Here is a 23,380-nt window from a genome sequence, read left to right on the forward strand (position 1 = left end):
CACTTGTAGAGCCGGAACGATTGTGTTTCTTGCGTACATACATGGTGCAAAAGTACACGTTTTTTCGCTTGCGTCACCCAAAACCACCCAATGAATTTACGTAACTCGCTGATTATCATCGTGCGCTATATGATGGTGCAAAAAAGTGATGAAGTCAGGAAATATTGGAGATATTTTCAAAATCTTGTAGGTTTCTCCAAGATTCTAGGAATAAGTCAGGAATCTTGGAGAATCTTCAAAGGATGTCACAGGATGCCCTTCTGCTTGAGATTGTGCGGAAGCAGTTCCATCAGGTCGCGTGAGTTGTCATTGTCGTATTCGTGTATGTGGGTGAAGAAGTGGCTCAGCCACTTGCGGACATCGACCTGTGCTAGTTTGCAGTACCCCATAAAGGTATAGATGATGGCGGCTTTTTTCGCAGCATCGTGGTTGCCACAGAAAAGACAGTTCTTGCGTCCTAAAGCCAGCGGACGTATGCTGTTCTCTCTTGCATTATCCAAACTTCGGGATAACCTTATTGAAAGGGGAATCAGAAAGGTCAAGATCAAAATGTAGAACTCGGGCACATTCCGTTCTGACCAAGGTGCCGATGCCTTTCTTGGCCTGCTCTCAATCGTAGTGACCACTAAGAAACACAACAACTCACCATACGCAGCTATCCGGGCTTTGCTCTAAGCACGGACAACTGCTATATGGTTATCGCAGAATAGTTACAGGGTAGCAAGCTTGGATTAATTCTTGTTAATTTTAAGGTTTATGCAAAAATTTCTTTTCATTTGTTATCATCTAATTAAAAAATTATGCGTATCTTTGCGCTTGGACTATTGGCCTTTAGTTCCATCTGTCACAGTTAGACGTGTTCTTTCATGACTTTGGGCGAGGCAGCCTACGCCGTGCTGAGTATGGCGGAGTCACATAATGACAAAGCAGTACAAAGCGGGCATTGGGTGGGAAAAGTAGTGCAAACCGAATGCAAAATCGCCAAGCTGGCTTAAGTATTTTGCTGAGGTGCCGCCTACTTTATGTAAAATAGTCCAGACATAATGAAGGCGTTTACTTGACGCTGTGTTTGAGACGGTCTGTAATCTAGCAAGTCACAGAAATGTTTGGTCTTGAACGTAGCAACGGTAGATGTCCCGGGTGTGATTATATCACTCCTGCGGAGACCTTGTAAGCACGAATTGTACCTTTTCGGGCGCAATAAGATTGTTTATATAGGTCTCCCAAAAGTAGCGCAAATCGAAAGCGGAACCGCCAAGCTGGTTTGAGCGTTTTGCTGAGGTGTCGTCTACTTTATGCAATGGAGTGATTATTCATATCGGCGTGGGCTCTGACGTTGTCTGTTCAACCAAAATAGGCAATTGCTAGAGCCTCAGACCGTGGGGCGGACAACAGGACGATCTCACGCTCTTTTTATGTCCTTAACTGAGTTCTGTCTAGAGCAAAGTAAGGTCACGATATGAAAATCGCTGATAACGCATCAATAGATGATAACCCCCATGGAGGCGGTGAAATCCCTCCCCGCACCGGGCTTACCCCCGATGTCCTCCCCGAAGTTCAAGAGTCAGCCAAGGCAGAGAACTTACAAAGTGGGGTGTCCACCAACAATGTGCCGTCGGGTAAGGTACTTAAAACTATCAAGCTGAAGCCTAAAGACGTTTCCCATTGGTATGCTCTCCGTGTCACCTACGGACGCGAAAAGAAGGCATACGACTATTTGGTTGGAAAGCATGTAGAGGCATACTATCCGACAATTAAGACTGTCAAGGAAGTTGACGGCAAGCGAAAGACTGTTGAAGAATCTCGTCTTCCTAATATTTTCTTTGCACGTGGAACAGAAGAAGAGATAAAGTCATTTGTTTACGACAATATAAACCTCCCTTACTTGCGTTTTTACTATAAGCACACTCACACAGGTGCGCGCATTATGAAGTCTCCTCTGATTGTTCCAGACAATCAGATAAAGAGTCTTCAAATTATTTGTGAGAAAGAGGGATCTGACACCTTAGTTTTGCAAGAAGAAGTAACGAAGTTCAAACAAGGCGAGAAGGTAAAAATCATCGAGGGTGATTTTGTCGGAGTAACTGGTATAGTAGCACGTTATCATGGACAACAAAGAGTGGGTTTGGTTATAGATGGTTTATTAACAGCTGTAACAGCATACATTCCGACAGCTTTTCTTGAAAAAATATTATAACTATGGCAAGAAAGCATCATCATCATCGAAGGACTGCTCACTGTGACCACGGCATATATACCCAACGCTTTTCTGTAAGCCATCGACTGACCATCTTTACCAGGAGGTCTCGCTTTGACCATGATATTATTAAGTTTAAGTGAAATAAATCCAAATATTACCTGTTGAGGATGTTTGGTAAAAAAATAGTGTATGAGCGTTTCATGGATTGTTGATTATCTGTCAATCTTCGCGTTATGTATTTTGATTATCGGAGTGGCCATACCACGTGTCCAGTTGTTGGCCTACCGCAAGAAACTGTTAGACACACCCACCAAAAGAAAGGTGCACAAAGCCCCCACGCCTCGTCTGGGCGGCACCACCTTCCTGCCGGCACTGCTGTTGTCGTTCACCATTGTGGTGGCGGTGAATATAGTGACAAGACAAGGCGAACTGCTTGCCGAACTCGCATCAGAGTCCCTGCCATTGGCCAGTGTCTTCTGCGCCCTGATACTATCGTATATTCTTGGTGTCGTTGACGATATCAGAGGAGTGGGCTACCTTGTCAAGTTCATCGTCCAGTCCATAAGTGTACTGATTATCATTTTCAGTGGTGTGGAACTGTCAGGCCTCCACACCCTGTTGCTGCTTGCATCATGGCCTCAGTGGACGGTTGTCCCCCTCACCGCGCTTGTCATGGTATTAATCATCAATGCCATCAACTTAATCGACGGCATCGATGGTCTGGCCTCCGGTCTGTGCATCGTTTCCTTTGTCTGCTACGGCATCGCCTTTGTATTTTGCAGTCAAAACATCTACACCCTGTTGTCGTTTGCCTTTGTCGGAGTGCTCATCACGTTCTTCTACTACAATGTGTTCGGCACACAAAGGAAAAGGAAGATTTTCATGGGAGACACGGGCAGCCTCACCTTAGGAATGATGCTCTGCTTCCTCAACATTAAACTCACCCAGATGCCACAAGACTCCCTGCCCCACATCAACAAGTACCTGCTGGCCGCCTTGCCGCTGATGATACCGTGTTTCGATGTGGTGAGGGTGTTTGCTTACCGTCTGCTCCATGGCAACAACTCATTCCTGCCCGACAGCAACCATATCCACCACCGCCTGATGAGGGCAGGACTCAGTGTACGCACTACCATGACCACCCTCATCCTGTCATCGGCCCTGCTTACCTTGACCAATGTGATGCTGTGCAACGATTTGGGGGTCATGTTGCTGCTGGCAGCCGACATCACTCTCTGGATAGCGGTCAACATCATCATCGACCTGTTGCTGAAACGCAAAGAAAAAAGAACTAACAACTCATTGATTGAAAAACAATAGATGAAAAAAAGAGAATTTATATTGAATTGGCGTCATGCCATGCTATGGATAGCGGCAGCATTGCTGTATTCATGCTCCACTCCTAAAGACATTGCCTACTTCCAAAATGCCATGCAGCTCCAGGGCATGGCACTCCAGGCGGCACATAAGTTCCGTCTGCGACCTGAAGACAAAATCAGCATTGTGGTGAACAGCAGCAACCCCATGCTCGAACAGCAGTTCACCCTCACTTCGCGGGGCAATAGCCACAACATCCTCGGTGCCGAAACGTTGCCCTCTACAGTCAGCAGCAGCGGGTCGGGAAGCTCAATCATCGCCTACACCGTGGACGAACAGGGCACCATCGACTTTCCCGTGCTGGGCAAGATACGCGTAGAGGGCATGACACGCGAGGAGGTGGCAGCCTATATCAAGGAACGCCTCATCGCCCGCGAGTTGGTGAGTGAACCCATCGTCACCGTAGAGTATATCAACATGAGCGTTAATGTGCTTGGTGAAGTGTCCAGTCCCGGCAATGTGCCCATCACCAAAGACCACTTCACCGTCATCGACGCCCTGGCCAAGTCGGGCGACCTGACCATCAACGGCAACCGCCGTGCCGTCATGGTGAGCCGCAGCAACAATGGGGTGAACGAGGTGTATCAGATTGACCTTACCGACATGCAGAAGACAATGCTGTCAGACGGCTACTATCTGCAGCAGAACGACCTAGTGTATGTCACCCCCAACGACAAGCGCAAGCGCGACTCCACCAATACAGGCAATATATTCCACACGCCCTATATCTGGATGTCAATCATCTCTGTGCTCGCCTCATTAATCGCAATATTCAAATAACAAGATACCAATGACCAGCAATACATCTTTTAACAAACAGATAGATGAGTTCCTGTCGTTGCAGGATTTTTGGATATTATGCCGCAGCCATTCCAGTTGGTTTGGCCTCTCCCTCGCCATGTTTCTGCTGGTGGCCATCTATTATCTGTCCATCACGCCCGATGTTTACACCTGTGAGGCTTCAGTACTAGTAAAAGAGGAGACCACCCAAGGCACCGTGGCCCAGAGCTCAAACGGCAACAACTTCAACAACATGGCGCTGATACAGCAGCAGATCAATGTGCCCAACGTGCTCCGCCAATACAAATCGCTTGCCCTGCTCACCGATGTGGCCTACCGCCTCGATACCATCAAGACAAAGCACGAGGCCAAAAGGGTGGCACAGGCCCTACAAGGTGGACTAACCACGACACTCGACGATGAGAAGTCAACCATCATCAACCTGAAATACACCGACACTTCACCCGAGCGTGCAGAGCGGGTGCTCAACACCATCATAGAGGTCTATAACGAACGGTGGATCAACGAGAAAAAAAAGATGGCAAGAAACACGGCAAGTTTCATCGATGAGCGTCTCGTGGTGATAGAGAAATCGCTAAACCAGGTGGATGACAGCATCTCCACCTTCAAGACACGCCACCATATCACCAACCTCGAACAGGCCAGCGACCTCTATCTGCAGCAGCAGAACGAGTCGGAGACGGAGATACTTCAGCTCACCAACCAACTGTACATGGCACAATACATCCTTGATGTGCTGAAAGACAACAAGTCGCGTTACAAGCTGCTGCCGGCACACACAGGTTTGACCAGCAGCGAGGCAGGCCAGCAGATAGCCCAATACAACACCTTGCTGCTGAAGCTGAAGAACAATCTTGAAGGCACCTCCACCCAGAACCCCATCATCATGCGACAGGAGGAAGAATTGGGAGAGATACGCCAAAACATCATCGCCACCATCTCCAACTACATCAAGACCATTCAGATACAGATAGGCTCGATGCAGGGCTACAATGCCGATGTAAAGGAGAAGGTGACATCCAACCCCGACCATGCCAAGAAACTGCTGTCGGTGGAGCGCAACCAGAAGGTGATGGAGAGCCTCTACCTCTACCTGCTACAGAAGCAAGAGGAGAACGAAATCAGCATGACCTATACCCCGGCACCCACGCAGGTGGTTGACATGCCCCACGGCAGCCCGTTTCCCACCTACCCCAACAAGAAGAGCGTACTACTTGCTGCCATACTCATAGGTTTGCTCTTGCCCGCAGTCATCATCTTTGTCAGGGAAAGCCTCAACACCACGGTGCGCGGTAAGCTCGACATCGAGAGCCGCACCCAGATACCTGTTGTCGGCGAGGTGCCCTTGTTTGACAACGGCAAGAAGCGTGTGAAGTTGAACGGCATCCTTTTCAAGAAAAATAAAAGGAGCTGGCGTATGCCTACACCCCTGTTGGTGCAGCAAAACAGCCAGAACGCCATTAACGAAGCATTCCGCATATTGCGCTCCAACTTAGAGTTTATGTCCGACACGCCCAAGCACAAGAATGTGTATCTTGTCACCTCAATGTTTGCCGGTTCGGGCAAGTCGTTCATCACCATGAACCTGGCTGTGGCATTGGCCATCAAAGGGCGCAGGGTATTAGTGATCGACGGCGACATGCGCCGTGCCACCGCCACACACACCTTTGGCAACAGAGAGGTTGGTCTGGCTGACTATCTCGTAGAGAAGGTAGAGCATGTAGAGGAGGTCATCTACCAGCACGACGAACACCCCTCGCTGTGTATCCTTCCTGTGGGCACCACCCCTCCCAACCCCACCGAACTGCTGTCAAGCCCGCGTATGCCCCTGCTGCTTGAACAGGTGCGCCCACAGTTCGATTTCATCCTCATCGACAGTCCGATGACAGAATCATTGGCCGATGCCAGCATCATCGAGCACCATGTCGACCGCACACTCTATGTGGTCAGGGCAGGCCTGTTCCAGTGTCGATCGGCGTATCAGCTCAATGCCCAAGTGCAGAACGGTAAATACAAGAATCTCTCCATTGTGCTCAACGCCATCAAGCCGGTGAGCCAATACGGTTACAAATACGGCTATTATTACAACTACAAATACTAAATTATGAAACGACTTCATATATATATATATTGCTGTCTTAGTGTCGTATTGCTTGTATATAGCAGTATGGCCTATGCTGGCGATACCAAAGCGGGCGGCAACATCCCTGGGAAAGACAGCTTATACATCCAGATTTACGGAGGTATTAACAAGTCAGCCAACGAGAATCTCCCTATGTCGGAGTTCTCGTCATATCCATTGTCCGGAGGATTTTTTATTGGCGTCGGCAAGGAAGTCAACGCCCTATGGGGTTGGCGCACGGCACTGAGATACAACCACAACAAGAGCCGCAATGTGCAGCAATGTGAAAACCCCGACACCTGGGGTTGGAACAACATCGGACTGTTTGTTGATGCTACCTTTGACATCACCGACGCATTGAAACTACCCGTAAACAGGGGCACACGTTTTAATTTGAAGGCATTTGCGGGTATTGGCGGAGTATATACCTTCGGTTTTCCCAGGCAGACGCCCTTGTCCTATTCAGAGTCATACTCCAGAAACAGCACCGTGGGATTCGGCATGAGGGCTGGACTCACAGCCACCTATCGCATATCACACAAATGGCGCATTGGTGCAGAACTGAGCCAAACGATGTTCCATGACAAATTCAACGGCGTTAATTCGGGTTCCCCATTTGACGGGCGAAGCAACCTGAAAGTGGGTGTAACCTATCTTTTTGGCAAGAAAAAGAAAGTTAAGACTGACACGTCACCAATAATGTATGACAATCGCCTGCGCGACATCCCGGCACTTCCTTTCAAGATTCCCGGTGCAGAGGACACAAAGAATCGAGCCATAGAGGGGCGAGCCTTCCTTGACTTCCCCGTAAATGAGACAGTCATATACCCACGTTACCGACGCAACCCAGAAGAATTGCAGCGTTTGAACAAGACTATCGAGAATGCACTGTTCGACAAGTCATTCAAGGTGCATCGTGTAGTGTTGCATGGTTATGCCTCGCCCGAGAGCCCCTACTCCAACAACACTCGCCTTGCCAAAGGCCGCACCCAATCGCTGAAGTCATACGTCTGCCGCAATTTCGGTATTGACGAATCCGTGGTTGAGACACACTACACACCTGAGGACTGGGACAACTTGCGTTCCTTTATCGAGACATGTGGCGAGAGCCGCCGGGTGAAGGGAAATGTTTGGTATGAGCGTGAAAGCATAGTGGAAACCCCGGTGATGCCGCAATACGTCATTGACAGTCGCAAAAAGCTGCTCGATGTGATTGACCTTGACATAAGTCCCGACGAAAAGGAGGCTATGCTTAAGAAAGTGGATAACGGAAGACCATACAACTGGCTTCTTCAGAATGTATATCCCGGACTGCGCCACACCGACTACATTATAGAATATGTGGCGCGCCCCTTCAATGCCAAGGAAAGCAGAAGGCTCATCTACACTCATCCCGAGGCGTTGAGCATAGAGGAGATGTACAAGGTGGCACAAACCTACGAGGAAGGCAGCGACGGCTGGTTAGATGCCTTGCTGATAGCAGCCAATCTGAACCCCGAAGACAAGACTGCCAATCTCAATGCTGCTTGCGGCTGCGTAAAGACAAAGCGCCTTACAGATGCGCGCAGATACTTGAAGAAGGCAGGAACCACGCCACAAGCCAACTATCTGAGGAACGTGATAGATGCCATGGAAGGCAAAAAAGCATGGAAGATAGAAAACTGAAAAGTGATTGTAAAAGAAGATAACTGAATGAATATGAAAAAAATGCGTTTCAGACAAATGACAGGATGGACGATAGCGTCTGCTCTGATATGTGCGGGTTGCTCCACTGATGATGGTTACTCAGAATACCAACGCACGGAAGCATCATTCATGCGAGATTTGGGAGGCGACGTTAGTCCTCTGCAATGGTGGAAAACCGCCGTTACTCTGAAGGTGACTGTGGAAGCGGAAGGCAAGACAACACTATGGGCTATGTCAGAGGAGTTTGGCGGCATGCTGTACGATATGGCTACAGTTGAAGGGAACGATGTTGTCAGTTTGACAGTTCCACAAGGCCAAGGCAACAAGGTATGCCTCGTCACAATATGCAAGAACCAGTATAAATCCCAAAGCATAATACTGACGGGCAAGGCTGAAGAGTCGGTAACCTTAAACCTCCAAACCTCATCGACCCGCGCCACAAGCAATTACATCCCAACCTCACTCTACGGTAATAGCATACTGGGAAATGCTGAGCAATACCAGTTCACTCCTGAGCAGATGACCGACTGGCACAGTATGATGAGCATAATGAGCACTGAAAGCGTGAATGCGAAAACGGAGCACGGAATGAATGTCGATTACGAACTGGAATCCAACGGTCCGTTCTACATCACATGGGTAGCGGGAAGCTGCCTGTCCACCTCACCACATGTGCTTGGCTATTATTACCACTCGCCTGGCACATACGAGGACATCCAATATGTAGATATAGCGGAGACGGAGGTCTATGATTATATAGACGGGCTTGCCAAGGTGCAGTATCAAGTGAATGAGACCACGGCAGAGAAATATGGAGTGACTGCCAATCATTGGTATGACGCCAACTTCGACATGAAAGACACTTGGGACTCAAACCCCACATGGGGACTGCGTGCCAACGACGACACCTATAGCAGTATGGCTGCCTACAAACGATATGGCCAAGGCATCACAGCACTTCGAGGCATTAGCTTTAAAGTGGACGTTCCCAAGGGGATGCGCGTAGGATTCTATGACCGATGGGACGTTACGCCACGCCCCGACCAGTACGACCGGCTTGTCAGATATGGCGTAAGACCCTACACCACCCGCGACAACTTCATGGGAACAAGTTATTCGGCGGAGAGGATGAACGTGATGAACCAGAACGGGAATTTCCGAAGCTTCATTGACGAGCATGAGAACGTGATGTGGATGGGTATGGAAAACGATATCACAGGCGGCGACCTTGACTGCAACGACGTTATCTTTGGTGTCACCGTGAAAATGGCCATCTACAAGCCGAGAGTGGTGGAGCCGGATTTGCAACCCATTGCCGAATATGACGAAGTGATGCCCTGGACCATTGCCTTCGAGGATGTGGCACGTAATGCCGACTTCGACTTCAACGATGCCGTCATTAAGCTAATGCCCGACCCAAAGAAAGAGCTATGCACTGTCACTGTAATGGCGGCGGGCAGCAAGGCAAGAATGTATCTCCACTATGATGGTCCTAACGGTGACCAGAACCTTGGAGAGATACATGAACTGCTTGGTGGCAAGAGTACTGAATTCATAAATACGCCTATGTCCATTGTCTCCACACCATTTGTGGAGGTGGGCAGCGTGAAATGGCCCAAGGGCTACCATGTAGGCAACGATGCCGGACGGTTCTACATTGAGATACAGCGCGGCACTTGTGAGGAATGTACCGACATGATTACACTGGCCGACAGTCCCGGCAAGATGCCACAGGCTCTGCTCGTGGCAGGCGAATGGAAATGGCCCAAGGAGGGCACTCACATTCTCTCAACTTATCCCATCTTCCCCTCTTGGGCAAAGGATGCCACGAAAGTGAACTACTGGGGTTGGTACCGTTCGCCAATATCGGGCAATTATGTAACTTATTAATATTATTTATTAACTTATTATTTTGTCTGTTATGAAAGCATTAATGCAAAAATTAAATCCCGCATTATGGGTAATAGTTGTCTTTGCCTTGGCTTTTTCTGCCTGTAGCGAAGACTTAGGATTGGCAGGTACAGAGAACGGGGAAAACAGCGGATGGCCGTTGAACAGCGTTGACCCCAAACAGACATGGATGACATCTGAGACAGTGCAGTTAGACATTTCTATTGATGATGAAGCTGACATTACGGCTCAGACGATAATGAACGAAAAAGTGACCGTTCTGGGGCAAACGCACCTGAAGGGAAGCGGAGTGATGTTCTTGGATATCCCACAAGGCATAGGCAGTAGCTTCGGATTAGTATATGACGATGGTGTGAATGCCAAACAATACAGGCAGATAAACCTTGTAGGTAACAATGCGAAGGTTATCGACGTGAATTTCCAGTCGGCATCGAATACCAGGAGCGTTGCTCCCGTTGCACAAAGGATCAGCACGCGTGCCGCCACCAACTCCTCGCTCTACGGCAATAGCATTATCGAAGACTGCGGTTATCTGAATTTCGGTCCGTGGGGTTGGGGGGACGTAAAGAAAACCTTAGTGGAATCACAGAATTCCCAAAACAATATGTCCACCCTGATTGACTATGAACTCATGGAGGGAGGCGAATTGCTGGCCAACGATGACATTCTGCTCTCATTCCTCTACGGACATACGGGACAGACTGCAGCACGCACATTAGGCTATTATTACCATTCCGTTGGCTCATATAGTGACATAGTATTCATAGATATTGCGGAAGTGCTGAAACTTGACTACTACAATGGCAAAGCCAAGGTGCAATACCAGGTGGATGACAAACCAACATGGTATGACGCCAACTTCGACTACAGGGACGACCCTGCCAACCCCTCCCAAACTCCGGCAAACTCAGTTCGCAAAGGCGATGATGCCTGGAACACTCTTAATGTCCACAACTACTATGGAGACAGATTAACTGCCATTCGAGGCCTCACATTCAAGCTGTCCATACCCAAAGGCAAGGAATACGGATTCTACCTGAGGACTGAAGAGAAATTGAGTACCGATCAAAAGACCAAGCTCACAAATCTGGGCGTCACCGACAGCAATCTTCCAAAATATTCTGCCAACTATTCATGTGCATCTATGAACACGAAAGACAACAACTTCCGCAGTGCAATTGCCATCTACGACAACTTCACATTTATGGGAATTGATGACAACCTTAATGGAGGAGACTTAGACTGCAACGACGTTACATTCGCCCTTTCCAACAGCAAGGGTGAGAAATACATCCCGGAATTCACCGAAAGTACAAAGAAAAGCGAATGGAACAAGGATGTCATTGCGAAGCATCCTGAATACATCAACCCACCGAGCCTGGAAGAAACCAATCTACAGTCGTGGACACTCGCTTTTGAGAATGCGGGCTTGGACAACGACTACGATTTCAACGACGTGGTGCTGAAGGTTACTCCCGACACACAAAACGGAAAGGCAGAGGTGAAGCTGCTGGCCACGGGCGCCCAGCGCAAGACAGAGGTTTATTTCAACGGCACATTGCTGGGCGAGGTACACGAGCTGTTCGGTGTTTCCACAGACACATTTGTGAATACGACATCAAACACTGCCACAAGAAAAGCTATTACACTTCCTTCCATTGAATGGCCTAAAAACACCACAATGGAAGCACAACGCATGAATTTCTCATTGAAGGTGTATAACGATGACGGCACGGTTGACCGCGAGTTCTCTATGAAAGACCTTCTCAACGACATGAAATCGCCGCAGGCACTGTGTGTGGCAGGCAACTGGAAATGGCCCAAGGAGAGGATTGCCGTACACGTTGCATATCCACTCATCGGCAAATGGGGTGTGAATTTCAACAATGAAGAATACTATAACTGGTATTCGCAACCAAAAGCGGATGCTGTAGTGACACTATTGGAAGAGTAGCATTACAACCTATTGATGGCACAAGAGACACAGGCGAATAACAGGCGAATAGCAAGAAACACCATTGCACTCTACATAAGAATGTTTTGTACAATGGTGATTTCCCTATTCACCAGTAGAATCATTCTCGACTCGCTTGGAATAAGCAATTTTGGAATTTATAATGTAGTTGGTGGGTTTGTTGCTATGTTCAGTATATTTTCAAGCTCGCTCACCAACTCCATTTCCCGTTTCCTGACCTTTGAATTGGGTAAAGGCGATATAGAGAAGTTGAAACGGGTATTCCCGACATCGCTGAATGTGATGTTTGTTTTGTCAATTGTGGTGCTGATAGTTGGAGAGACGGTTGGATTATGGTTTATTAATTGCAAAGCCAATATACCAGTTGAACGTCTGGAAGCTGCCAATTTCGTTTATCAGCTTTCCATCGCCACGTTTATTATGGGATTGATAAGTGTTCCATACAACGCCAGCATAATATCACACGAGAAAATGAAGACATTTGCCTACATTGGCATTTTCGAGGTAGTGATGAAACTCATAATTGTATATACACTTTATGTCTCTACATTTGACAAACTGAAGACTTATGCTTTACTCTTGTTCCTGCTCTCGCTGTCAATCCGGCTAATCTACGGTATATATTGCAACAGGAACTTCAAGGAATGTCATTACAGATTCATTTTCGACAAGCCATTGCTGCGACAGATGACAGGATTCGCAGGCTGGAATTTTCTTGCGCAGGGAGCCTACCAGCTTAATGGCAGCGGAGTGAATCTGCTCATCAACATATTCTTTGGCGTAACATTGAATGCGGCAAGGGGAATAGCAGCACAGGTTAATAATGCAGTTAGCCAGTTCATAACAAATTTTTCTGTTGCCATCTCTCCACAGATAACCAAGAGCTACGCTGCCGGGAATTTGCCGGAGATGCACAAGTTAGTGTTCAGAGGGGCAAAGTTCTCGTATTTCCTTTGCTTATTCTTTTTAATTCCCATCTGTCTTGAAACAGAGTACATACTGAACTTATGGCTTATTGATGTTCCTGACTATACCGTATCGTTTGTGAGATGGACGTTATATATCACAGCAATAAACATGTTTTCGGGAACATTGATAACCGCGCTGCATGCCAACGGCAATATCAAGCGATATATGATAATAGTAGGCTTGGTGGAGGTGAGCAATTTTCCTCTCACCTACATGGCTTTTAAATTGGAGGCAAATCCATTATACTCATATTACATCTATTTCGGAACATATCTTGTGCTGATGCTCCTCCGACTCTATCTCGTTAAGGATCTCATTAAGATAAGCGGAAGGCAATTTATGCGCGAAGTGTATGCGAAATCGGCATTGGTAAGTGCCGCATCTGTTGTCCCGCCCCTGCTCGTAATGTTTGCCATGCCAAGCTGTTTCTTACGATTGGTACTTATATGTATCGTCAGCTGTTTAACTACAGTCTTTATGGTTTGTGCATTGGGTTTTACTGATGAAGAGAGGAGCCTGTTGGTTAGTTGGGCAAGAAACAAATGGAGAAGATCAGCATGAAACTATCAATTATTACAGTCAACTTCAACAACCTTGAAGGACTGAAGAAGACATACGAAAGCGTGGCGAGCCAGACTTTCAGAGACTACGAATGGCTTGTAATCGACGGCGGCTCCACCGATGGCAGCCGTGAATTCATTGAGCAGCATCAGGACAAGTTTGACTATTGGTGTTCTGAACCAGACAAGGGCATCTACAATGCCATGAACAAAGGCATTGTCAAAGCTAAGGGTGAGTATCTGAACTTTATGAATTCCGGTGACTGCTTTGTTGGTGAGGACATTGTAAAAAGTGTTTTTTCAGAACAATACAGAACCGATATTATTTATGGGATACAACTGTCTCAAGATGGCAATCATATCATTCCCATCAATATTCATACAAAATTAAATTGGTATGAACTCTTCTGTAAAACGATACCTCACCAAGCATCATTTATTAAACGCGAACTTTTTCAGTCATTTGGCATGTACGATGAGAATTACAAGGTCATATCCGACTACAAGTGGTTTATTGAGGCAGTCATATATCACGGGGCTTCATACTCCTTTTATCCAAAAGCGGTTTCATTTGTTGATGATGGAGGTATAAGCTCTACAGGCTTGCTTACTGCCGAAAGAAATAAAATAGTGAAAGAGATATTCCCCAAAAACATGACAGATGATGACATGGGAATCATTATGAAGTTGCATTTCATACGTACCCAAAAGTGGGCATATTTCTTATTTAAAGTATTAGGGATTATTGCATATAGAATAGATACATTCAAAAACAAGCACTTCTCAAAACAATCAAAATGTCGTATTCACGATAAATGACGATGAAGACAAAGATTGTATATTGCATAGTAAGCAACAATAATGACATATATCTTGAACAGGCTTGGGTATCGATATACACACTCAGGAAGCACAACCCCGACGCCGATGTAATCCTGCTTGTGGATAAGGGAACTGAATCCACACTGACAGGAAAGCGTGGCGGCATAAGGGAACTTGTCACTGAGGTGGTAGCGGTAGATACTCCCGATGGGTATAATGCCATGCAACGCTCACGTTACCTGAAGACCAACTTCAGGCAATTCATATCAGGAGACCTGCTTTTCATTGACGCTGACACCGTGATAGGCGGCTCCCTTGCCGGGATTGACAATATTGATGCAGAAATAGCCTGTGTGCCTGATGGCCATCGCCGTTTCCGGGAATTGTCAGGAACTGACACAGACATTATTACACATCGTATTAGCTGTACATTTGGAAAAATGGACTTTGACGATGATTTTTACTTTAACTCTGGCATTATTTTTGTAAAAGACACTCCGCTGACGCACGCTTTCTTTGCCAACTGGTATGAAACCTGGAAGTATTCTGCTTTTGAAAAGGGAATGTCGTTAGACCAGCCAGCACTGTTTGTTACAAACAAAAAGAATGGTCATTTAATAAAGGAGTTAGCAGGAGAATACAATTGTCAGGTGGCATATAGTCTCAAATATTTCTATGGAGGTTTGATACTTCACTTTTTCAACGTCTCACTCCCAATGCTGTCAAGCGAGTTGTCGGTTTTCTACGATGACTGTTTCTACAGGAAACTAAAAGAATACGGGGGTGTAGCACATGAAGTAAAAGATGTGCTTGACGACAAGTCAAGGTGGTTTAATTTACAAACAAACATGGTTGACAGTTCACATTATGTTTTCCTCTCTTCGTATGTGGGCGAAAAAATATACAAATCGTATATGGAGAATACAATACTCTATAAACTGAACGAAAGGTTATGCGCCTATCAATATATGATAAAAACATACTTCAAAAAGCTAAAGGGAGTCAAGGGAGATAAAGGCTAATGAGCAACGGTTTGGTTTCACTTATTGTCCCTGTCTATAAGGCTGAGAAATACATCTACCAGAGCATTGACAGCTTGCTGGCACAGACCTACAATAATATCGAGGTTGTATTGGTGGATGATGGCTCTCCAGACAACTGCGGAAAGATCTGTGATGAATATGCCGCAAAGGATAGCCGTGTGAAGGTGTTTCACCAACAGAATAGAGGTGTTAGCGCAGCACGCAATACCGGCCTTGCACACATCAAGGGCGAATGGATTACGTTCGTGGATGCAGATGACAAGGTTACTGAGGATTACATAGAAAAGTTGATGTCAAAAGATGGCGATTGGATTATTGGAGGATATAAAGACACAAAAGGCAATTGTTGCCATATAAACGAAGACTGCTACATCGGGAACGACAGGCTCATTCAGTTTTCTCAGGAACATTTGCATAACTTATACACCAACAACATTGCCGGTAAGCTCTATAGGAGTTCCATAATCAGCAAGAATAGTTTAAGATTCGACACCAATGTAAGATTCTCAGAAGATTTTCTTTTCAATCTTGATTTCCTGAGCCATTGCAATAGCGTGGCTTTGATTTGGGAAGACAATTACATTATTACGTTCTCTCCATGTATGGAAGAAAAATACAAGCTCACCATACAAGAGTTATCATATATTCTGGACAAGATAACAGAACGCACCTATGCCCTGTCGGAAAAATGGGGAACAAATATAAAATGCGAGAAATCCATAAGGGTTAACATCGCAATGTACCCCATGAAAAAAATCTTTATTGACAGTTCGGAATACGAGGAGCTTTATTTCCATTATGTAGCGGGTAAAGAGCGTTCCTCGTTTTATGACAGATTCTATTCCGATAGTATATGTAGCCCAGCAATACGCGGAATACGCCGTGCGAAAATGCACATAAAGACAGGGCATTTTATAAAGGCAATAAAAACATTACATAAGGTGAAGAAAGCGTATGGAGCGATAATTCCCTCTATCCGTCTCTCACGATATGACAAGCTTGTTGCCCTTCTATGCAGATAATACGACAACACACTCAATATGAAGTTAGCATCCTTTGACATATTCGACACGACATTGCTTCGCAGCTGCGGAAAGCCCGAGGCGGTTTTTCATCTCTTGGCAGAACGTCTGTTTCCCAATGACAAAGACTTGCGCGAGGCTTTTGTCGTATGGCGGAAGAGTACGAAAGGGAATACGCTTGAGGATGTGTATGACAAAATTGATTCCGCTTTCCTTACGTTTGCAAGGAAAAACAAAGAGGACATGATGAAAGCGGAAGAGGAGACCGAAAAAGATGTTCTTATTGCCAATCCATCTGTATGCAAGTTGATTGATCAACGAAGGAAAGAAGGCTATAACATTGCGTTCATCAGCGACATGTATCTCAATAGCCAGTTCCTACGGAAGGTCTTGCAACGCAACGGATGCTGCCGGCAGGAAGACGCCATATATGTATCATGTGAACATAATGCAAGAAAAGACACTGGACTCCTGTATAAAGTGGTGAGAAATGAATTGCATCCCACCGAATGGATTCATTATGGCGACAACATCAGGAGTGACATCAAGATGGCAAAAAGCAAGGGCATACGTGCCATACATATCAATACATGTCACAATAATACGGAAAGAGCCTGTTCTCAGGTGTCCACTTCAATGGCTGAACTTGCCAGGCAATATCGGCTGAGGCATAAGGACAACGAGTTTGCTGCCTTTGCAGCCGACTTCGTGGTGCCCGCTTATCTGCCATACGTCATCCATGTGCTGCGCGAGGCACGCAGTATGGGCATACGCAAGCTCTACTTCCTATCACGCGACAGTTACATACTGATGAAGGCGGCACAGGCTCTAATAAAAGAGGCTGAGGGACTCGAACTGCATTATCTGTTCGTTTCACGCAGGTCGCTCCTCCTGCCATATCTCTACGGAGAAGATGAAAAAGCCTATTTGGCGGCAAGCGACCACAACACCATCATCCGCATCGACTCTATCGACAAGAGGCTGAGCTATTTGGGAACATCGCGCGAGGAGATGCGTGATAAATACGGGATTGAGTTCCCGTATTCAAAGGCAAATAACATCAAGGATCAGGAAGATTTCCTGCGCAAGATATTTCACAGTGACTTCACGCCACACCTGCAACAAACTGCCGGCGAACAATACCGGCTGTTGGAAGAGTATTTCCGTCAGGAAGGGTTACTTGACGGAGACAGCTGTGCCGCCGTTGACGTAGGGTGGCTCGGAACATCCCGACTGATGATGAACCACATCCTCAGACGGAAGGGAGCGAAGGACTTGCATTTCTTCTATTACGGTGTCAGACGTGATGTGTTCCCCCCATCCGCGGGCAGGTATTCAACATACTTCCGGGCGGAGGAGATTTCAACCGAGACTACGATATTGCTCGAACATTATTACTCCGCCTCACCCTACCCTTCCACCATTGCCTACCAGAGGACGGTCGAGGGCAATATTGAGCCGGTATTCGGCCACAACGGACAATTCCGCCATACCCCAATCACCCAGGCAAATCAAGATGCCATCGAGACTATTGCCGCACAAATAAACACGATGGACAAACTCGGCAGCAGGACATTGCGTGATTTGGCGAAGACCTCGTTCAATTGTATAAGCAATGCGGCAATAAACGTGGATATTCATCCATTGTCAAAACAGGGCGAGTTTGATGACCATATCCCATTTGTGAAACGTCTGACAATAATTGAACTGCTGAGGATTGCTCTCTTTGGAGACACCATAACCGGCTATGACTTGGGCAGCCTGCGTCTCACCATTCCCCACTGTCTGCTTGCCTCTGTTTGGAAACTAAGGAACACGACAGTCAGGGTGAGACGCTATTTGTATTGGAAATATGTGGCTCGCAGGCATAATTTAGTATAAAAAATGAAGGTAGCGATTATTGTCCTTAACTACAATTCAAGTGCCGACTGCCGCAAGTGCATTTCACACTTGAAACGGCAGGAGGGAGTTGAAATAGAAATCATCATCGTGGATAACCGTTCTCGCGAGGATGACGCCTTGGCAGTGAAGAGCCTGGCTGCAGAGCAGGGCTGCACATTCATCGCTGCCAAGGAGAATCGCGGATATAACGCGGGCAACAACATCGGCTTGCGCTATGCGGCTGAAAAGGGGTATGCCTATGCCCTCATCGCCAATCCCGACATGGAGTTTCCGCAGCAGGATTATGTGATGCGACTGGTTGAGGAGATGGAGGCAAGGAAAGAGGTAGCGGTTGCAGCCACAGACATCACATCACCGGAATTAGTACATCAAAATCCGATGATGCCCGACCCAAAGGGTTGGCAAAGTAGTTTCAACTGGGTAAAAGTCATTCTGAATTTCTCGGCAAAGGAGACTCCCGATTTCATAGGGGATTATAAAACCTCGCATGTATGTAAAAAGGTGAGTGGTTGTTGCCTGATGGTTCGTATGGACTTCATTAAACGCATCGGCTTTTTCGATGAGCAGGTCTTCCTTTATTGTGAAGAAGCCATTCTCTCTAAGCAGGTGGAACAGGCTGGATTAAAGATGTACTATGTAGCCAATTTGCAGGCGGTTCATCGACATGTCAAAAGCACCAAAGGAAATCCTCGAAAACGATTTAATGCTTGGATTTCCTCGCGGCTGTATTTTGAGCGTCATTATAACTACCAGGGTTTTTGGAATCATTTCATGAAGACGATTGGTTGGAAAAGCTATCTGGCAGTGTTCTGCACGGGAGATTATGTAAGAAGCATCATGCAAAGAAATAAACAATAAAAATGTGGATTCTACAAAAAATCAAATTTATCTATGAGGACAAGGTGCTGGCCACAATTATGCTGGTACTTTTTAATATCATGTTTGTTCCCATAGAGCAAGGTCCATTTAGTCCAGTGAAGATTACCCTCATGGGTCTCTGTCCGTTGATATTCATTGCCAAGAAGCCAATCGTCACCAAGGCACTCGTTCTGGCTGCAATTTATTGGGTCGTTTGTTATACCTTGTCCTTGCTGAAAGGTGAAATGCGATTCTCCACCTTGGGTTTCTTGGGCATGTACTTGATATTGTATATCAATTATTATAGTTTTATTGTAAAAGGCACATTTACGCTGGAGTATTTTACGAAGGTTCTCAAGTATCTGATCATCGCCTACGCAGTGGTGCTGATAGGACAACAGATGTGTGTACTGGTAGGCCTTCGCAACATGCCGTTGCTTAATCTCCAAAATCAGTTCTTCCTATCCATAACGAAACTGCCATCCTTGACTTTGGAGCCCAGCCATTCGGCACGCATTCTCACATTCACGATGCTCGGCTATCTTAGATGTATGGAAATTATGAAAGGTAAAAGAATCAGCCTCCAAGAAATGTTCAGCCCAGAACAACGCATTGTGACCTTCTCATTTCTTTGGAGCATGCTGATGATGGGAAGCGGAACAGCCTTTGTGGGCATGGGAGTTCTGAGCCTCTACTTCATAACACGTAAAACCGTTATCTATATTATCCCATTGATAATCGGAATGTTCATGTTGGGGCAGTCAATGGAATTGAAACAAATGGATCGTGCTGTAGCACTGGCAGAAGCTGCATCAACAGGAAGCGCAGAAGAGGCCATGGCTGCCGATGGCAGCGGAGCAACGAGAATAATTCCCGTGATGAACGTCTTCACAAAGACCGATGTCACCCAACTTGAAACTTGGATAGGGAAAAAAAGCATGGAAAAGGACAAATATTGGTGGGCGCGTACAGACACAAAGATATATGACCAATATGGTTTGCTGGCCTATCTGATACTGCTGACTTTTGTCTTTTCATGTGCCATTCACCGTTTCTTCAGCCTTGAGTCATTGTTGTTTCTGGCCCTTCTTGGAGCCAATCTGACTAACATCTATTATGCATGGGGATGCTTGATGATTATGACAGGGGTGAGGTATTTTCAGACTAACCAAGTTCTAATTGATATTAGTAATGGCTAATGATAAAGCTTGAAAGAGATATAAAATACTGGACATATATATGATACCACAGACTATTCATTATTGCTGGTTTGGCTCGAAGGAGATACCAGAAAAGGAGCGAAGATGTATAGAAAGTTGGAAAGTATTCCTACCACATCATAGCTTGCAATTGTGGAATGAGGAGAATATAGAATCCTTACACCTTCCTTTATATGCGAAACAGGCTTATGAGGCAAGAAACTATGCTTTTTTGAGCGATTGTGTCAGGACAAAGGTGCTATATGAATATGGAGGAATCTATTTTGACACAGACTTTGAGCTTATCAAACCTATAGATAAAGTACTTAAAACGGACAAGAACATTCTTGGCTTTGAGACTAAATCACATATAGGAACTGCAATAATGGCATTTTCCCCAAAGAACGAGGTGATGAGACAGTTCTTGGAGTATTATGAAACACATTTGTTTATCAGCAAAGGTAGAAAGGATATAATCGCAAATGTATCCATCCTGACTGATATTCTGAAAGAACAAGGGCTAATCTGTAACAGAATGATGCAGACAATAGGGGATATTCTTGTATATCCTCGAGATTATTTCTTTCCAAAGCGCTTGGAAGAAAATAAATTCCTTATCACAGAAAATACCCTTGGTATTCACAGATGTTCAAATAGTTGGATGAGTGTATCCCAAATAGCAAGAGGAAACAGTTTCTTGTGGAGGAAAATAGTACGCCCAAGCCTGAACGCAATAAGAAGTGTAGGACAAAGGATATTGGGGAAAGAAAGAATACGGACAATAGAAATTTATATTAGATGTTTACTCAAATAGTATTATGGAATGATAGCATTGTGGTCATCGTTACACGCTGCCTTTATCAGTCAATTCTTTATGGAATTGAATATGCATGGCATTAGGTATTTTGTTCTTCGCAATTATGAAGGACTTCCCGAAACGAACAGCGGGAAAGATGTGGATGTGGTGATTGCTCCCGGCACATATCATAAAGTGACCGGAATACTAAAAGGCATCATGCAAAATTTCAACATCTATTATTTTCAGATATCAAAATTTGAAACTATGCGATGCTGGTATATAATGGATGACGCACAACATTTTGCCATCCATATCGACATCATAGAGAATGAGGTGTATAAAGGCTTTCAATATTTTGATTTTGAGTACCTGTATGCTAATGTTATTCCATACAAGGATTTCTATGTCTTAAACAAGACTATGGATACAGTTTTACTTTTGGCCCAAAACATCATTGCATATAAAAGATTGAAAGATAAATATCGTAGAACTATCACTCAGAACTATTTGCAATCTAACGAGAATATAGATAATGAAATCCGCAAACTATTTGAATTATCTACAGGGAATAAAGTAGTTGAAGCTTTACGGAAAAACGATTATGCATGTATAGAGAATAAAGCCAAAGATTTGCAGCAAGCTTTCATAAGAAGAACTTATAAAACACATCCCTTGCAAACCCTCTGTGGAAATGTGCGGTTTTTGGCCGACAGATTATACAGAGTCATATGGTGTCCGAATAAACTTAGGCGATTCATCGCTGTTGAGGCTCCCGATGGAACCGGTAAAACAACTTTTATCAATGCGTTGATAGAACGGCTTCAAAAGTATTATGTTTGTGATGAAGGTCGTTTTTGCGTTCATCATTTTAGGCCCAATATCTTACCAAATCTTGGAGAGCTTGGTGAAAAAGCTAAATTGATGAAGCAAGATACTAACTTCACAGTTCCACATAGGAAAAAACCTGCTGGTTTCATGTCATCATTTATAAGAATGCTATATTATTGGCTCGACTATCTGCTTGGTGTTCCAATCTTATTGCGTAAAGAGGTGCATTATGAGAGATACAGTATTTATGACCGATACATCTATGATTTTCTCATAGATCCTGCACGTTCACGCATTAGCCTTCCAAGATGGCTGAGAATGCTTTTTGTGAAGACTGTTGTGCAACCGCAGATAGTTTTTGTATTACAAGCATCAGCTGATGTGATTTACAGTAGGAAGCAGGAATTGGACAGAGAGGAGATTGAGAGGCAACTCACGGAGTTTGGCAGATTGAAAAACATGGTTTCCGTGGTTTTTATCAATGCTGAACGTCCTATAGATGAAATGGTTGACGAGGCTGTCAAGTGTATTATGGAGCGTTTTTGTTTCAAAATTGATAATTAATAGATTCGTTTGCAGGAATCCTACGTTTTGAGCTCTCAACATACCTCGCCAACTATCTAAACATACTTTGCCATTTATCTTTAGATACTTTGCCATTTATCTTTAGATACTTTTTTGAGGGTGTTTTGTGGTGAATTTTGATTGGATGTATCGGACAATTTGTTTCCATAAAAAAAGTTATCGTTGTGTTTTTCTGTTGCACAGATTTGGAGGATTGAGGAAAAAAGCGTTGTTTTTTCCGTCTGAAGCCCGTCTACGGCATCTTCTTCCTCAACTTTCATCTCAAAGGGTTTGAGCAAAGGACCGTCAGGACGGTGCAGCTGAAGGTGGAGGAAACCGGAGAACTCTTTTCCGACAGACTGAAGGTTTTCACCCTGGAACTCCCCAACTACAGGAAAATGAAGGAGGAGGACTGCAAGACAAGAATTGACTATTGGCTGTATAACATCACAAATCTTGAGACTATGACTACGAACATCCCTTTCCAGCAGCAGCAACCCGCCTTTAAGAAAGTGGGGAACATAGCTGAACTCGTGCGCATGACACCGGAAGAACTGAAACAGTACAACATCAGTATCGACTCCTATCGCACCATCCTGTCCATCATGAAGAACGAAAGGGCGGAAGGAATATCCGAAGGATCGGCTAAAGGGAAGGCTGAAGAGAAGGAGAAAGCAATAGAAGAGTATAGACTATTTGGCGGATAAGCCAGGTTTCTATAAGGTGATGAATGACGGTACAC

19 protein-coding genes are annotated in these 23,380 nt (G+C 45.4%); 17 read left to right on the top strand and 2 right to left on the bottom strand.

Features of this window, described 5'->3' with window-relative positions; translation table 11 throughout:
* Positions 1 to 245: 245 nt before the first annotated feature.
* Complete coding sequence (locus I6E40_RS05870) at positions 246 to 500, bottom strand: IS66 family transposase (RefSeq protein ID WP_235386014.1); 255 nt, start codon at positions 498 to 500, stop codon at positions 246 to 248.
* A gap of 959 nt (positions 501 to 1,459) precedes the next feature.
* On the opposite strand from I6E40_RS05870, the gene I6E40_RS05875 reads away from it, so the two are divergent.
* The 16 genes from I6E40_RS05875 to I6E40_RS05950 all read left to right on the top strand — a co-directional run bounded on the left by I6E40_RS05875 (position 1,460) and on the right by I6E40_RS05950 (position 22,638).
* Positions 1,460 to 2,197 carry a UpxY family transcription antiterminator gene (locus tag I6E40_RS05875; RefSeq protein ID WP_235386016.1) on the top strand — a complete coding sequence of 246 codons (738 nt, stop codon included), beginning with the start codon at positions 1,460 to 1,462 and terminating at the stop codon, positions 2,195 to 2,197.
* Between the two features lie 192 nt (positions 2,198 to 2,389).
* Positions 2,390 to 3,520, top strand: a complete 1,131-nt coding sequence (locus I6E40_RS05880) for an MraY family glycosyltransferase (RefSeq protein ID WP_235386017.1) — start codon at positions 2,390 to 2,392, stop codon at positions 3,518 to 3,520.
* Positions 3,521 to 4,357 carry a polysaccharide biosynthesis/export family protein gene (locus I6E40_RS05885; protein ID WP_235386019.1) on the top strand — a complete coding sequence of 279 codons (837 nt, stop codon included), beginning with the start codon at positions 3,521 to 3,523 and terminating at the stop codon, positions 4,355 to 4,357.
* Positions 4,358 to 4,574: 217 nt separating this feature from the next.
* A complete protein-coding gene (locus I6E40_RS11010) occupies positions 4,575 to 6,479 on the top strand; it encodes a GumC family protein (RefSeq protein ID WP_235386024.1) in 1,905 nt (634 codons plus the stop codon).
* 3 nt (positions 6,480 to 6,482) lie between these two features.
* Entirely contained in the window at positions 6,483 to 8,165 is a 1,683-nt protein-coding gene (locus tag I6E40_RS05895; protein ID WP_235386025.1) for an outer membrane beta-barrel protein, read from the top strand.
* A 42-nt stretch (positions 8,166 to 8,207) separates the two neighbouring features.
* Positions 8,208 to 10,076 carry a DUF4114 domain-containing protein gene (locus I6E40_RS05900; RefSeq protein ID WP_235386026.1) on the top strand — a complete coding sequence of 623 codons (1,869 nt, stop codon included), beginning with the start codon at positions 8,208 to 8,210 and terminating at the stop codon, positions 10,074 to 10,076.
* Positions 10,077 to 10,107: 31 nt separating this feature from the next.
* Positions 10,108 to 12,051 (top strand): LruC domain-containing protein, encoded by a 1,944-nt coding sequence (locus I6E40_RS05905; RefSeq protein WP_235386027.1) that lies wholly within the window; start codon positions 10,108 to 10,110, stop codon positions 12,049 to 12,051.
* Positions 12,052 to 12,066: 15 nt separating this feature from the next.
* Entirely contained in the window at positions 12,067 to 13,602 is a 1,536-nt protein-coding gene (locus tag I6E40_RS05910) for a lipopolysaccharide biosynthesis protein (protein WP_235386028.1), read from the top strand.
* Positions 13,584 to 14,420, top strand: a complete 837-nt coding sequence (locus I6E40_RS05915) for a glycosyltransferase family 2 protein (RefSeq protein ID WP_235386030.1) — start codon at positions 13,584 to 13,586, stop codon at positions 14,418 to 14,420. The genes I6E40_RS05910 and I6E40_RS05915 overlap by 19 nt, the downstream gene beginning before the upstream one ends.
* Before the next feature lie 2 nt (positions 14,421 to 14,422).
* Positions 14,423 to 15,445, top strand: a complete 1,023-nt coding sequence (locus I6E40_RS05920; protein ID WP_235386032.1) for a hypothetical protein — start codon at positions 14,423 to 14,425, stop codon at positions 15,443 to 15,445.
* Positions 15,446 to 15,456: 11 nt separating this feature from the next.
* A complete protein-coding gene (locus I6E40_RS05925; protein ID WP_235386034.1) occupies positions 15,457 to 16,488 on the top strand; it encodes a glycosyltransferase family 2 protein in 1,032 nt (343 codons plus the stop codon).
* Positions 16,489 to 16,506: 18 nt separating this feature from the next.
* The gene (locus tag I6E40_RS05930) at positions 16,507 to 18,369 is read left to right on the top strand and encodes a hypothetical protein (protein ID WP_235386035.1); all 1,863 of its coding nucleotides are present in this window, start codon (positions 16,507 to 16,509) and stop codon (positions 18,367 to 18,369) included.
* Positions 18,370 to 18,372: 3 nt separating this feature from the next.
* On the top strand, positions 18,373 to 19,248 hold the full coding sequence (locus tag I6E40_RS05935) for a glycosyltransferase family 2 protein (RefSeq protein WP_235386037.1): 876 nt from the start codon (positions 18,373 to 18,375) through the stop codon (positions 19,246 to 19,248).
* Positions 19,249 to 19,250: 2 nt separating this feature from the next.
* The gene (locus I6E40_RS05940; RefSeq protein ID WP_235386039.1) at positions 19,251 to 20,447 is read left to right on the top strand and encodes a hypothetical protein; all 1,197 of its coding nucleotides are present in this window, start codon (positions 19,251 to 19,253) and stop codon (positions 20,445 to 20,447) included.
* Between the two features lie 40 nt (positions 20,448 to 20,487).
* Positions 20,488 to 21,261 carry a glycosyltransferase family 32 protein gene (locus tag I6E40_RS05945; RefSeq protein ID WP_235386041.1) on the top strand — a complete coding sequence of 258 codons (774 nt, stop codon included), beginning with the start codon at positions 20,488 to 20,490 and terminating at the stop codon, positions 21,259 to 21,261.
* Between the two features lie 9 nt (positions 21,262 to 21,270).
* Positions 21,271 to 22,638 carry a hypothetical protein gene (locus I6E40_RS05950; protein WP_235386043.1) on the top strand — a complete coding sequence of 456 codons (1,368 nt, stop codon included), beginning with the start codon at positions 21,271 to 21,273 and terminating at the stop codon, positions 22,636 to 22,638.
* Between the two features lie 80 nt (positions 22,639 to 22,718).
* On the opposite strand, the gene I6E40_RS05955 is transcribed toward I6E40_RS05950, so the two are convergent.
* A complete protein-coding gene (locus I6E40_RS05955; protein ID WP_235386045.1) occupies positions 22,719 to 22,919 on the bottom strand; it encodes a hypothetical protein in 201 nt (66 codons plus the stop codon).
* Between I6E40_RS05955 and I6E40_RS05960 the strand changes: the two genes are divergently transcribed.
* On the top strand, positions 22,899 to 23,345 hold the full coding sequence (locus I6E40_RS05960) for an Rpn family recombination-promoting nuclease/putative transposase (RefSeq protein ID WP_235386060.1): 447 nt from the start codon (positions 22,899 to 22,901) through the stop codon (positions 23,343 to 23,345). The genes I6E40_RS05955 and I6E40_RS05960 overlap by 21 nt on opposite strands.
* Positions 23,346 to 23,380: the final 35 nt, after the last annotated feature.

It is taken from the genome of Prevotellamassilia timonensis, from assembly GCF_021531665.1.
Taxonomy (GTDB): Bacteria; Bacteroidota; Bacteroidia; order Bacteroidales; family Bacteroidaceae; genus Alloprevotella.

Coding starts and splice junctions, on each gene's coding strand:
- I6E40_RS05875 (WP_235386016.1), top strand. CDS start 1,460: ATGAAAATCGCTGATAACGCATCAATAGATGATAACCCCCATGGAGGC.
- I6E40_RS05880 (WP_235386017.1), top strand. CDS start 2,390: ATGAGCGTTTCATGGATTGTTGATTATCTGTCAATCTTCGCGTTATGT.
- I6E40_RS05885 (WP_235386019.1), top strand. CDS start 3,521: ATGAAAAAAAGAGAATTTATATTGAATTGGCGTCATGCCATGCTATGG.
- I6E40_RS05895 (WP_235386025.1), top strand. CDS start 6,483: ATGAAACGACTTCATATATATATATATTGCTGTCTTAGTGTCGTATTG.
- I6E40_RS05900 (WP_235386026.1), top strand. CDS start 8,208: ATGCGTTTCAGACAAATGACAGGATGGACGATAGCGTCTGCTCTGATA.
- I6E40_RS05905 (WP_235386027.1), top strand. CDS start 10,108: ATGAAAGCATTAATGCAAAAATTAAATCCCGCATTATGGGTAATAGTT.
- I6E40_RS05910 (WP_235386028.1), top strand. CDS start 12,067: ATGGCACAAGAGACACAGGCGAATAACAGGCGAATAGCAAGAAACACC.
- I6E40_RS05915 (WP_235386030.1), top strand. CDS start 13,584: ATGGAGAAGATCAGCATGAAACTATCAATTATTACAGTCAACTTCAAC.
- I6E40_RS05920 (WP_235386032.1), top strand. CDS start 14,423: ATGAAGACAAAGATTGTATATTGCATAGTAAGCAACAATAATGACATA.
- I6E40_RS05930 (WP_235386035.1), top strand. CDS start 16,507: ATGAAGTTAGCATCCTTTGACATATTCGACACGACATTGCTTCGCAGC.
- I6E40_RS05935 (WP_235386037.1), top strand. CDS start 18,373: ATGAAGGTAGCGATTATTGTCCTTAACTACAATTCAAGTGCCGACTGC.
- I6E40_RS05940 (WP_235386039.1), top strand. CDS start 19,251: ATGTGGATTCTACAAAAAATCAAATTTATCTATGAGGACAAGGTGCTG.
- I6E40_RS05945 (WP_235386041.1), top strand. CDS start 20,488: ATGATACCACAGACTATTCATTATTGCTGGTTTGGCTCGAAGGAGATA.
- I6E40_RS05950 (WP_235386043.1), top strand. CDS start 21,271: ATGATAGCATTGTGGTCATCGTTACACGCTGCCTTTATCAGTCAATTC.
- I6E40_RS05955 (WP_235386045.1), bottom strand. CDS start 22,919: ATGAAAGTTGAGGAAGAAGATGCCGTAGACGGGCTTCAGACGGAAAAA.